Origin of the sequence: Acinetobacter faecalis, from assembly GCF_034187745.1 — a bacterium.
Lineage (GTDB): Bacteria > Pseudomonadota > Gammaproteobacteria > Pseudomonadales > Moraxellaceae > Acinetobacter > Acinetobacter faecalis.
Genome location: NZ_JAXHPF010000005.1, coordinates 247,002 through 259,035, shown reverse-complemented (window position 1 = coordinate 259,035; position 12,034 = coordinate 247,002). Strand labels below are relative to the sequence as shown.

General features: G+C 39.7%; 10 protein-coding genes and 1 tRNA gene. 5 read left to right on the top strand and 6 right to left on the bottom strand.

Annotated features, from left to right (window positions below):
• The first annotated feature begins 152 nt into the window (after positions 1 to 152).
• The 5 genes from SKM54_RS07725 (at position 153) to SKM54_RS07705 (ending at position 5,609) form a co-directional block, all read left to right on the top strand.
• Positions 153 to 229 (top strand) — tRNA-Met (locus SKM54_RS07725).
• A 215-nt stretch (positions 230 to 444) separates the two neighbouring features.
• On the top strand, positions 445 to 969 hold the full coding sequence (gene rimP / locus SKM54_RS07720) for a ribosome maturation factor RimP (protein ID WP_154772011.1): 525 nt from the start codon (positions 445 to 447) through the stop codon (positions 967 to 969).
• A 35-nt stretch (positions 970 to 1,004) separates the two neighbouring features.
• On the top strand, positions 1,005 to 2,489 hold the full coding sequence (nusA, locus tag SKM54_RS07715; RefSeq protein WP_311918165.1) for a transcription termination factor NusA: 1,485 nt from the start codon (positions 1,005 to 1,007) through the stop codon (positions 2,487 to 2,489).
• Positions 2,490 to 2,499: 10 nt separating this feature from the next.
• Positions 2,500 to 5,205, top strand: coding sequence for a translation initiation factor IF-2 (infB, locus tag SKM54_RS07710; RefSeq protein ID WP_154772013.1), 2,706 nt, complete (start codon positions 2,500 to 2,502; stop codon positions 5,203 to 5,205).
• Positions 5,205 to 5,609: a ribosome-binding factor A gene (locus tag SKM54_RS07705; RefSeq protein WP_154772014.1), complete on the top strand. Its 405-nt coding sequence runs from the start codon at positions 5,205 to 5,207 to the stop codon at positions 5,607 to 5,609. The genes infB and SKM54_RS07705 overlap by 1 nt, the downstream gene beginning before the upstream one ends.
• 67 nt (positions 5,610 to 5,676) lie before the next feature.
• Here SKM54_RS07705 and SKM54_RS07700 read toward each other — a convergent pair whose 3' ends face one another.
• The 6 genes from SKM54_RS07700 to SKM54_RS07675 are packed head-to-tail and all read right to left on the bottom strand — an operon-like array spanning position 5,677 to position 11,900.
• Positions 5,677 to 6,078 carry a Na+/H+ antiporter subunit G gene (locus SKM54_RS07700; protein WP_154772015.1) on the bottom strand — a complete coding sequence of 134 codons (402 nt, stop codon included), beginning with the start codon at positions 6,076 to 6,078 and terminating at the stop codon, positions 5,677 to 5,679.
• An 11-nt stretch (positions 6,079 to 6,089) separates the two neighbouring features.
• Positions 6,090 to 6,365 carry a monovalent cation/H+ antiporter subunit F gene (locus tag SKM54_RS07695; RefSeq protein ID WP_154772016.1) on the bottom strand — a complete coding sequence of 92 codons (276 nt, stop codon included), beginning with the start codon at positions 6,363 to 6,365 and terminating at the stop codon, positions 6,090 to 6,092.
• Positions 6,362 to 6,883 carry a Na+/H+ antiporter subunit E gene (locus SKM54_RS07690; protein WP_311918166.1) on the bottom strand — a complete coding sequence of 174 codons (522 nt, stop codon included), beginning with the start codon at positions 6,881 to 6,883 and terminating at the stop codon, positions 6,362 to 6,364. Before SKM54_RS07690 ends, SKM54_RS07695 begins: the two co-directional genes overlap by 4 nt.
• A 1-nt stretch (position 6,884) precedes the next feature.
• Entirely contained in the window at positions 6,885 to 8,693 is a 1,809-nt protein-coding gene (locus SKM54_RS07685; RefSeq protein ID WP_321088417.1) for a monovalent cation/H+ antiporter subunit D, read from the bottom strand.
• Complete coding sequence (locus SKM54_RS07680; protein WP_321088384.1) at positions 8,693 to 9,058, bottom strand: Na+/H+ antiporter subunit C; 366 nt, start codon at positions 9,056 to 9,058, stop codon at positions 8,693 to 8,695. Before SKM54_RS07680 ends, SKM54_RS07685 begins: the two co-directional genes overlap by 1 nt.
• 4 nt (positions 9,059 to 9,062) lie before the next feature.
• The gene (locus SKM54_RS07675) at positions 9,063 to 11,900 is read right to left on the bottom strand and encodes a monovalent cation/H+ antiporter subunit A (RefSeq protein WP_321095051.1); all 2,838 of its coding nucleotides are present in this window, start codon (positions 11,898 to 11,900) and stop codon (positions 9,063 to 9,065) included.
• Between the last annotated feature and the right edge of the window lie 134 nt (positions 11,901 to 12,034).

The following is a 12,034-nucleotide window of genomic DNA, read 5'->3' as shown; positions in this document are numbered from 1 at the left end:
AGTCTGGTAGCTCGTCGGGCTCATAACCCGAAGGTCGTTGGTTCAAATCCAGCTCCCGCTACCACTTCCAATTAAGGTGCGACTTAATTGGGCAAAAACTGAAAGTTTGATTGAAAATGATTAGTATTTTGTATATAATTTTTGCACGTTGATGCGGGATGGAGCAGTCTGGTAGCTCGTCGGGCTCATAACCCGAAGGTCGTTGGTTCAAATCCAGCTCCCGCTACCAAGTTTCTAAAGAGAGGCTCACAACAAGGTGGGCCTTTTTGCACAGTGGACTTTGGTTTTCTGTGTAATAATGGGGCGATTACGCCCTTTTTTGTTATCTATCGTGTAGTGTCGACAATTTTTTGGTCAAATCGTCATGTTTCACTACTACAATAGTTTTGTGTTGGCTTGTAGTAGCCGTTTGACCATTTAATTTCACAAATTTGACGAGAGTAAATGAAGCTATCAAATAAAACTCAAGTACTTCAGGATCTTATTGCTCCAGCAGTACAAGCATGTAATGTAGATCTTTGGGGTATTGAATTTACACCTCAGGGTAAACGTTCTTTACTACGTATTTATATCGACAAAGCAGTTGATGAAAGCGTAGCGACAACCACAAATGAAGATGGTGAAGAAGAGCAAGGGCGCGGTATTGGCGTTCAAGATTGCGTACGTGTTACTCAACAAGTAGGCGCGATGCTTGACGTACATGATCCAATTTCTGGTGAGTATGCACTTGAAGTGTCATCTCCAGGTTGGGATCGACCTTTCTTTCAACTAGAGCAGATGTCAGCGTATATTGGTCAACAAGTTGCCTTACGCTTGATTAGTGCAGTAGAAAACCGTCGTAAATTTCAAGCAAAACTCATCGCTGTTGATCTTGAAAATGAAATGATTCAGGTTGAGGTTGAAAAGCAACAAGTATTGGACATTGATAGTCACAATATTGATAAAGCGAATTTGATCTATCAAGATTAATTGAATAAATAAGAATCTGACGAAATAGGTGACTCATGGCACGCGAAATTCTTACTGTAGTAGAAACAGTTAGTAACGAAAAGGGTGTACCTCGTGATGCGATTTTTGAAGCGCTCGAACAAGCTCTAGTTGCAGCAACTAAAAAGAAATTCTATGAAGGTACACGCTCTGAAGAAGCACGTTTACGTGTAGAGATTGACCGCAAAACTGGTGACTATAGTACTTTCCGTCAATGGGAAGTTGTAGCTGATGAAGATCACGAAATGCCTGCATGCCAAGATGCGATTTCTGATGTAGATCCTGCACAATGGTCAATTGGTGATATTCGTGAATTAGAAGTTGAATCGATTGACTTCGGACGTATTGCTGCACAAATTGCTAAACAAGTAATTGTTCAAAAAATTCGTGAAGCAGAGCGTGCTTTAATTGCTGATGCATATGAAGCTAAAGTTGGTGAACTTATCTATGGTGAAGTTAAAAAACAAACCAAAGATGGCTTCATTATTGACTTAGGTGAAAATGCTGAAGGTTATCTTGCTCGTGAAGAAATGATTGCAAAAGAAATTCTTCGTCCTAAGCAACGTGTAAATGCAATTTTATATAGCGTAAACCGTGAAGGTCGTGGCGCACAATTATTATTGTCACGTTCTAAGCCTGAAATGCTTATTTCATTAATGACAAAAGAAATTCCTGAAATTTCTGAAGAAATTATTGAAATTAAAGCTGCTGCGCGTCAGCCTGGCGTTCGTGCTAAAATTGCTGTGAAAACAAACGATCACCGTATTGATCCTGTTGGTGCTTGTATTGGTATGCGTGGCACACGTATTCAAGCAGTTCAATCAGAGTTAAATGGTGAGCGTATCGATGTTGTTGTATGGTCTGATGATCCAGCTCAATATATTGCAAGTGCTTTAGAGCCTGCTGATGTATCGGGTATTGTGATTGATGAAGAAGAACGTACAGCAGATATTATTTTTGCAACAAGCGATCAATTAGCGCGTGCAATCGGTTCACAAGGTCAAAACGTACGTTTAGCTTCTGAATTGACTGGCTACAAGTTAAATATGATGCTTGAAGACGAATATCGTGCTCGTCAGCAAAACGAAGCTCAACAGTATTTAGATATGTTTGTTGGTCGCCTTGATATTGCTGAAGATCTTGCGATGGCATTGGTTGAAATGGGCTTCACTTCTTTAGAAGAGATTGCTTATGTACCAGCTGAAACATTCGATGAAATCGAGTTGGATGCTGAAGTTGTAGAAATGCTACAAAGTCGTGCGAAAGAAATTACTTTAGCTGACGCATTGAAACAACAAGAAAATATCCAAGATCCAAGTGATGAACTTCTAGCAATGGAAGGTATGACACAAGAGATCGCTTATGCGCTTGCTGCTCGTGGTGTAGTAACAATTGATGATCTTGCTGATCAAGCAACTGATGATATCGAAGATATCGACGGTTTAGGTGCTGAAAAAGCAGGTCAACTCATTATGAAAGCGCGCGAATCATGGTTTAACTAGGAGGTAATATATGACGGACAAGTCGATTGAAGAGTTGGCTATCAGCGTGAATCGTAGCGTTGAAAAGCTCCTGGAACAGGTTCGTGACGCTGGCTTACCGCAAAGTAAAGCTGACGATATTATTTCTACTGAACAACAAAGTACCTTAGTCAACCATTTGAAGAAAATTCATGGTCAAGACTCAGGTAATGCAGGACAAATCACGTTGAAACGTAAAACTACGAGTACCGCTAAAGTGGCGAGTACATCAGGTAAAGCTAAAACAATTAATGTAGAAGTTCGTAAGAAGCATACATTTGTTAAGCCAGATCCTGAACAAATTAAAGCAGAAGCTTTGGCTAAAGCTGAAGAACAAGCGAAACAAGCAACTCAAAATGTTGCGAATAAATCTACAGCGAAAGCTGAGAAACCATCACAATCTTCTGGTGCAAGTAAAGCATTAGAAGCGATGCGTGCTGCTGCAAAACAAACAACTGAAAAGCAAGAAGTATCTAAAGCTGCTGTTGTTGTTACGCGTAAATCTACAAATAAACCTGTTGTTAAAGCACAAGTTAAGCAAGTAGAAACACCTGAACAAAAGCGTGCTCGTGAAGCTCAAGCTGCACAGTTAAAAGCGGCTGAAGAAACTGCACGTCGTAAGTCAGCTGAAGAAGCACAACAACGTACACTTGAGCAAATGCGTCAAATGGCGTCTAAATACTCTTCAGATGATGCAACTGCAACTATTCGTGTAGTGGATGATTCTCCACTAGCGGCTGGTTTAGTTGGTCAAGCATATGAAGATTCATTTGCGAAAGAAGACCGCGAAATCAAACGTGGTACGAATACTCCAACTGCACGCGCACCGAAAAAAGGTGGTCGTCGTGGTCAGGAAGAGCAAAGCTTTAGCAAACAACCTAAACGTGGTTTGAAAACAAGTTCTTCAAATAAACACGGCTTCGAAAAACCTGTTAAGAAACAAGTTTACGATGTAGAAATTGGTGAAACCATTGTTGTTGCTGACTTAGCTGCAAAAATGGCAATCAAGGTACGTGAAGTTATTAAATCACTCATGAAAATGGGCGAGCTAGTTACTCAAAACCAAGCGATTGATCAAGAAATTGCTGCACTTATTGTAGAAGAAATGGGTCATAACCCAGTTCTAGTTTCTGATACACAAGCAGAAGATAACTTATTTGAAGCTGCTGAAGAAGCGCGTGGTGCTCAGTCAACTCGTGCACCTGTTGTTACAATCATGGGTCACGTTGACCATGGTAAAACATCGCTTCTTGACCGTATTCGTCGTGCGAAAGTTGCACAAGGCGAGGCTGGTGGTATTACACAGCATATTGGTGCTTACCACGTTACAACTGACAAGGGTATGATTACTTTCCTTGATACTCCGGGACATGCTGCATTTACTGCAATGCGTTCACGTGGTGCGAAAGCAACAGATATCGTTGTATTAGTTGTAGCAGCAGATGATGGTGTAATGCCACAAACTGCTGAAGCAATTGATCATGCTCGTGCTGCTGGTACTCCAATTATTGTTGCAATTAACAAAATGGATAAAGAGTCTGCAGATCCTGATCGCGTATTGAATGAATTAACTGTAAAAGAAATCGTACCTGAACAATGGGGCGGTGATGTTCCAGTTGCAATGGTTTCTGCGCATTCTGGTATGGGTATTGACGAATTACTTGATCTTATTTCGATTCAAGCTGAATTGTTAGAATTGAAAGCATCTGAAGAAGGTGCAGCTCAAGGTGTTGTTATTGAAGCTCGTGTAGACAACAGCCGTGGTGCGGTAACGTCTATTCTTGTTCAAAACGGTACGTTGAAAGTTGGTGATTTAGTGCTTGCTGGTGCTTCTTACGGCCGCGTACGTGCTATGACAGATGAAAATGGTAAACGTATTCAATCTGCAGGTCCTTCGATTCCTGTTGAAATCTTAGGTCTTCCAGAAGCGCCAATGGCGGGTGACGAAGTTCTTGTTGTAAGCGATGAGAAAAAAGCACGTGAAGTTGCCGATGCTCGTATGGATCGTGAACGTCAAAAACGTCTTGAACGTCAATCTGCAATGCGTCTTGAAAATATCATGGCATCTATGGGCAAGAAAGATGTGCCTATCGTTAACGTTGTATTGAAAACTGATGTACGTGGTACGTTAGAAGCTCTACATGTTGCACTTGCTGATCTTGCAACTGACGAAGTTAAAGTACGTATTATTGGTTCGGGCGTAGGTGCAATCACTGAGTCTGACGTAACACTTGCTGAATCTTCTGAAGCGGTTCTTCTCGGCTTCAACGTTCGTGCAGATAACGCAGCTCGTCAAAAAGCAGATGCAGATAGTATCGATATTCGTTACTACTCAATCATTTACCAATTGATTGATGATGTTAAAGCGGCAATGAGCGGTAAGCTTGAGCCAGAACATCGTGAAACAATTCTTGGTGTTGCTCAAGTACGTGAAGTATTCCATTCAAGTAAATTTGGTGCAGCAGCAGGCTGTATGGTTCTTGAAGGTACATTACATCGCAATAAACCAATTCGCGTATTACGTGATGACGTGGTTGTATTCCAAGGTGAGCTTGAGTCTCTTCGTCGCTATAAAGAAGTGGTTGAAGAAGTTCGTGCTGGTATGGAATGTGGTCTTGCGGTTAAAGGTTATAAAGACATTAAAGCACTAGATAAGATCGAAGTGTACGATGTTAAATTAATTAAACGGAGTCTTTAATGGCGGGTAGTCAACGTCTAAAGCGTATGGCGGATACAGTACAACGCGAGTTGTCTGAGCTTATCCGTCAGGAGCTTAAAGATCCACGCTTAGGTGGTCTTGTGACCATCTCTGCTGTGAAGGTTAGCCCAGACTTAGGATATGCTGAAGTTTACGTAACAGTGATGGGACGTGAACTTGGCGATGACCAAAATGAAGAAGCAAATAAAGAAACTTTAGATGTTTTAAACAAGGCATCTGGTTTCTTGCGTCATGAGTTAGGTCATCGTATTAAAACGCGTATTACACCGCGTTTGCGTTTCCATTACGATAAGACAAATGCTTATGGTAACTATATGTTTGGTCTAATTGCAGAAGCTGTGAAGGATTTACCTCCAGCTGAAGCAAAGAAAGATGATGAATAAGTTATTTTGATTTATAAAAAAAGCCACCTTAGGGTGGCTTTTTTATGATCTAAATAAAAGGTGATTTTTAGTTAATATCATCTTTAGTAGATTGGCTTTTTGCATGAAAGGCACGTCTGCGTGTGCGTTGCCAAGGTAATGGACGATTAATTGCTTCAGGTACATCACCACTCATAGATCTTAAACGTAAGTGAAGTGCAGCTTGCGCTATTAAGTTCGCGGATACAGGCGCTGTGATAAACGCAAAGAGCGTAATTAAAATTTCTGCAAAACCAAAGCGTCCTTGAAAGGCAGAATAAATAATAGCTGCAATTAAGAAGCTACCTAAGCCTAAAGTGCTTGATTTGGTTGGTGCATGTAGGCGCATGAACAAGTCAGGAAGTCTGACCATGCCAATACCACCAATAAGCATAAAGAAAGCACCAATAAGTAAAAAAATTGAAACAAGAATTTCCATTACAAGTTGCATAGTGTGTGCTCCTAATCAATTACATGACCAGATGTGAAATATCTAGCCAAAGCAGTAGTTGAAACGAAGCCAAGCATGGCAACCAATAATGCACCTTCAAATAATGAAGTACTTGCCCAATAAATACCTAAAACGACAATTAAACAAATTGCATTAAGGAATAAAGTATCTAAAGCTAGAAGGCGATCTACAATTGAAGGCCCCATAATTAAACGTACAAGGCATAAGAACATGGAGATGGTAATTGCAATCATGCAAATACTTAAAGCATAGGGCAATATACTCATGATTTATCTCCTACTTTTACGCCAAAAATGCGCATTAGCGGTTGTTCATATCGCGTTTTAATTGTCTTTATTTCATTTTCAATGTCATCTGTACTAAGTGCATGAACTAAAATATCACAACGGTCTTGGTCAATACCTGCGGTAACAGTACCTGGGGTGGTTGTAATAATCATCGCGAGAATGGAGTTTACTTCCTCATGTTCTGTGTCTAATGGAACACGGAACCATTTTGGATGTAAATTTTTAGTTGGACCAAGTACAAGTTTAGCAACGTTGATATTACAAAGAATAATATCCCAAACCACAACAAAGAATAATTTAAGCGCTTCCATCCAATTAATATTTGGTGTGCGATCGATGAATGGGCTAAGAAGCTTTGGAATAATAAAAGCTAAAAGTAAAGCCATTATTAAGGTTGCAGCCTCTAAGCTTTGTGCAAGCATAATCCAGCTTAAACCGCAGAGTACAGATACTAAAGGGTGGGGAAACCAGCGATCAACAAAAGATATTTTTTGCATATTATGGCTCCTCCGCAGGTTTAAGTTGGTCTATTTCAGGATGATCTTCTTGAATATCTTGCTCTAAAATTTGACGCTTTTTGTATTCAGAAATGTGTTCGCCATTTAGCGTTTCCTTAGAGATAACATAAGGAATGAGATGTGCATTTGGATCGACCGTTTCACCACCATATTTAGTTTCAGGTAGATTTTTTGCATCAAAAGGTTGAACGCTAATAAACTCACCATGCTCATCTTTTTTCAAGAAAGTTGCTTCGTATAATGCGTTATTTTGAATTTGCGTAGCCGTATTTGAAATGTATTGGTAAATAGGATTTGCAAATACAACATAAAGCACTAAAGCTGAAAGTAAGATGTAAATTGCATGATCATTACGTTTTGGTGCAACTTCAGGTAATGCTTGATACTTAGCATATTCAGGCTTTTTAGGATCAACTTCTGGTTTGGTCGAACGCCAGAACAGAATAAAACCTACACGTGTGAATGCAATAATGCTAAGCAAACTCACTACTAAAACAGTAATAATAATAACAAGTTGATATGGTGATTGAGCTGTTGCTTGTAACAAGAATACCTTACCAAAGAAGCCGCTGAATGGCGGTAAACCCGCCATCATTAAGGCAATAATAAAGTAGGTAATAGATACAACTTTATGTTGTTTGATCTGCGGTGCAATTTTAAAGTGATCTTTAAATTCGCCACGCTGAGATGTAATCCATCCTGATAGTAAATAAAATGCAGCAGCAATTAATGTGCTGTGTATTAAGTAGTACAGTGCAGCAGCCCAAGCTTGTGTATTGAATAAAGAAATTGCAATTAAGATTGTGCCAATAGATGACAAAATCATAAAGCCAACAAAACGTCTTAAACGTTCAGCACCTACAGCACAAATTGCACCATAAATTGATGTTATTAAACCAATTGGCAGTAATAGATTTTGTAAAATTGAGCGGCTTAATTCATCATCAAACACAGTACCATTTACACGTAAAATTGCGTAAATACCTACTTTGGTCATAATGGTAAAAATTGCAGCGACAGGCGTGGTTGCAACCGCATAAGTTTTTGGTAGCCAAAAACCAACAGGCAACATGGCTGCTTTAATACCAAATACAATAAATAGAAGTAATCCACCAGCAACAGCAAGTCTATGCTGATCTGGTTCAAGCAACGGCATCAATCGTGCAACATCGGCCATATTTAGGCTACCTACGCTGCCATAAATAATACCTAAACCAATAAGGAATAGGGCAGAGGCAAGTAGGTTAATGGTGACGTAATGAATACCAAGCTGGAATCTTGCTCTGCCTTGTCCATGAATAAGTAGGACATAAGATGCCATGAGCAAAATTTCAAAGAATACGAATAAGTTAAATAAATCGCCTGTAAGGAATGCACCACAAAGTCCCATGAGTAAAAAATGGAACATTGCATGGAAGTAGCGACCACGTTCATCCCACTCTTTACTTGCGTACCATATAATAGGAACAGCAATTGAATAGGTGAGTACAAGCATGAATGCGGAAAGCTGATCGAGAACTAAAACAATGCCAAAAGGTGCAGCCCATTCACTCAAGTTATAAACAGAAACTTGTCCACTACTTGCAAAAATTAAATAGTTAACCGCAGTAAAAAGGCCGAGTGCAGAGGATGTATAGCTAATACCACGACGCCACGGTTGACGCCAGTCGTGTGCAAGCGAACCTGAACCTGGGTTACCTAAAAGTACTAAAATAAATGCAGTAAAAGCAGGAATTAAAATACTAAAAATTGGTGTGTGTTGTATCCAAAATTGGATGTAGTCATTCATCATGGCTCATCCTCACGTGGGTCAATTTGCGGTAATTCTTCTTTGGAGTCAACGTGGTCTGTTCCTGTTTCAAAACGACTGCGTAATGCAAGTTGCACAATAAATGCAGTGGTTGCAAAACCAATGACAATTGCAGTTAAAACTAAAGCTTGTGGGAGTGGGTCTGTTACACGTTCTGTAGATGTCAGTACAGCAGGTGCATTTAGTTGAATACGTCCCATGGCAAATAAGAATAAATTGACTGCATAGCCAATCATCGCTAAACCTAAAACCACAGGAAAAGTACGTGCACGAAGTATTAAATAGATACCTGTTGCGGTGAGTAATCCAATTGAAGAGGCAAGTAAAATTTCTAAACTAATCATATTTTCACCCCTTCGGAACTGGACCAGTGATACTGGTATGACGTGAGTCGCCTAGTACGGAAATCATCAGCATGGTCGCGCCAACAACTGTGATATAAACGCCTAAGTCGAAAATAGCCGCAGATGCCAAATGCATTTCACCTAAAATTGGTGGGCTGACATAGATATGTGCGCTAGTTAGGAATGGGCGACCCCAAAGCCATGCGCCAATACCTGATAGACCTGCAATAACTAAACCAATACCAATCCAAATTTCGTATAAACGACCAGACTTGGCTTTTAATAAGCGTTCTGCTTGATCTTGTCCTAAAGCGATATATTGAATAACAAGTGCAAGAGATGTGATTAACCCTGCAATGAATCCACCACCTGGAAGATTGTGACCACGTAAGAAAATATACAGGCTTACAACCAAAGCTAAGGCTAAAATCCAAGAAGATGTAATACGGAACATCAGTGGAGATGGGTTAAAGCGGTAGCTTAGACCTTGTGTTGTAGTTGTGCCGTGAGCACGCATACCATCCATTAAGCAAAGTGCACCAATAGCAGCAATACCTAATACTGTAATTTCACCAAATGTATCGAAACCACGGAAATCCACTAGAATGACGTTTACAACGTTTGTACCACCACCAAGCGGAATGGCTTGTTGCATGAAGAACCACGAAATTGAATTGTGATCGCGGGTTAAAATTAGCCACGTAATCCAAGCGATACCTACACCACCAGAAATGGCAATGATTGCATCTCTCCAACGTCTAGGCACTGAAGATTCATAAGGTGTAAGCTGTGGAAGTAACGATAAGCTCATGAGTAATAGAACAGTTGTTACTACGTCTACTGTAATTTGTGTAAGTGCTAAGTCAGGTGCAGAGAAGCAAACAAATACAATAGTGACTACCAAGCCAACAGCACCACTAATTAAAATGGCTTTAATACGCTCGTGGTGGAACCAAAGCATCATCCAACATGCAGAGAACAGTAGCAGCCAAAGAACAATAGCAATAGCAGGAGCGTGGGTTAATTCACGTGTTCCTGTGGTGAGCCCTGAGTTGAATAATGGAATGGCAACAACAGCAATACTGAAAAATACAATCCACAAAAGATAACTTTGTAATTTTCCACTTTCAGTTGCGCGTTTAAATTTGCGTGAATTGAGTAATAAATTTTTTAAAAATAAGTCGAATAAAACGCGACCTTGGAATTTTCCTAAATAAGGATCTAGGTCAATTTCACGAATTTTTCCGCCTTTTGCCAAAGCAAAATAGAAGCTAACACCACCAATTAATGCAATAAAACTCATCAGTAATGGCATGTTAAAACCATGCCAAATTGCAATATGCACACCTTCAAAATTGGCGAGTTGTGTACTTGCTCGAGCAGTACTATTCACAATATTTTCAAGTAATAGCGCAGGTAAAATACCAACTAAAATACATAATACTGCAAGTAGTGTTGCGGGTGCTCTCATACCAAAAGTAGGTTCATGAGCATCTTTATTTGGAACATTTTTGCCAACGGGGCCATCAAAAAATACGCCGTGAATAAGGCGTACAGAATAAGTCACTGCAAAAATACCTGCAAAAGTTGCAATAATTGCAGATACAACCATGACAGGACCCGACAAATTAGCCAGTAGTTCTGTAAAGAACATTTCTTTAGACAAGAAGCCGTTGGTGAGTGGAACACCTGCCATAGAAGCAGCAGTGACCATTGTTAAGGTTGCTGTAAATGGAAGAAGTTGCCATAAACCACTTAACTTGCGTAAATCACGTGTACCAGATTCATGGTCAATGATTCCTGCAATCATGAACAATGCAGCTTTAAACGTTGCATGGTTAATAATATGGAAAATTGCTGCTGCAACAGCAAGGGGAGAGCCAATACCGAGTAAACAAACAATAAGACCTAAATGACTAATGGTTGAGTAGGCCAATAATCCTTTTAAATCTTCTTTAAATATGGCAAAAAAAGCTGCCATACATAAAGTGAATAATCCAACAAAAGTGACAATGTTATGGTAAAGCGCAGCACCTGCAAAAATTGGAAGTAAACGTGCAAGTAAGAAAATACCTGCTTTTACCATAGTTGCCGAGTGTAAATATGCAGACACAGGCGTTGGTGCAGCCATTGCATTGGGTAACCAAAAGTGAAATGGGAACTGCGCGCTTTTGGTGAATGCACCTAATAAAATTAATAATAGGGTAGGAACGAATAAAGCATGGCTTTGAATTTGCTCAGACATTCCTAAAATTTGGTCTATTTGATAGGTGCCTGTAATTTGCCCTAATAAAATAAAGCCACCAAGCATGGCTAAACCACCCATACCTGTAATGGTAAGTGCCATACGAGAACCACGTTGAGCAGCTTCGTAGTTACTCCAATAACCAACAAGTAGGAATGATGAAATACTGGTAAGTTCCCAAAATACGAGTAATAAAAGTAAATTGTTAGATAGGGAAATGCCAAGCATTGCTGCCATAAACAGCATGAGTAATAAATATAATTTACTGAGAGAGTTTTTAGGGCTTAAATAATAATATGCATAAATAAAAATAAGCGTACCAATTCCCGTAATAAGTAGGGAAAAAAGTAAACCAAGTGCATCGAGGCGGAAACTTAGGTCTATACCTAATTGAGGTAACCAAGACCATGTTTGAATAATGGTTTCGCCATTAAATACGGCTTGGGCTTGAGTCAGTAACAAAATTAAGCTTGTGAGACTGACTCCAATGGCACCTAAAGCCGTTACCCCGCGCGAGAATTTCTTCAGCCACGAGACAAGTATTGTGCCTAGTACTAACGGTAACAATATAATAATCGGTAGCACACTCGTATCCATTGTCATGATTTAGGTCGAAAAACCTAACGTGAATCTTAATCTTTCAATGATTATAGGACAGCAAAGAACTATCCAAGTTTCTAAATCTTGAAAGCCAAATGTTTAATCTAGATGAACAGTAAGTTGTATTGCGC

Excerpts from the sequence above, each read along its gene's own strand:
- rimP (WP_154772011.1), top strand. The coding sequence starts at position 445 with ATGAAGCTATCAAATAAAACTCAAGTACTTCAGGATCTTATTGCTCCA.
- nusA (WP_311918165.1), top strand. The coding sequence starts at position 1,005 with ATGGCACGCGAAATTCTTACTGTAGTAGAAACAGTTAGTAACGAAAAG.
- infB (WP_154772013.1), top strand. The coding sequence starts at position 2,500 with ATGACGGACAAGTCGATTGAAGAGTTGGCTATCAGCGTGAATCGTAGC.
- SKM54_RS07705 (WP_154772014.1), top strand. The coding sequence starts at position 5,205 with ATGGCGGGTAGTCAACGTCTAAAGCGTATGGCGGATACAGTACAACGC.
- SKM54_RS07700 (WP_154772015.1), bottom strand. The coding sequence starts at position 6,078 with ATGCAACTTGTAATGGAAATTCTTGTTTCAATTTTTTTACTTATTGGT.
- SKM54_RS07695 (WP_154772016.1), bottom strand. The coding sequence starts at position 6,365 with ATGAGTATATTGCCCTATGCTTTAAGTATTTGCATGATTGCAATTACC.
- SKM54_RS07690 (WP_311918166.1), bottom strand. The coding sequence starts at position 6,883 with ATGCAAAAAATATCTTTTGTTGATCGCTGGTTTCCCCACCCTTTAGTA.
- SKM54_RS07685 (WP_321088417.1), bottom strand. The coding sequence starts at position 8,693 with ATGAATGACTACATCCAATTTTGGATACAACACACACCAATTTTTAGT.
- SKM54_RS07680 (WP_321088384.1), bottom strand. The coding sequence starts at position 9,058 with ATGATTAGTTTAGAAATTTTACTTGCCTCTTCAATTGGATTACTCACC.
- SKM54_RS07675 (WP_321095051.1), bottom strand. The coding sequence starts at position 11,900 with ATGGATACGAGTGTGCTACCGATTATTATATTGTTACCGTTAGTACTA.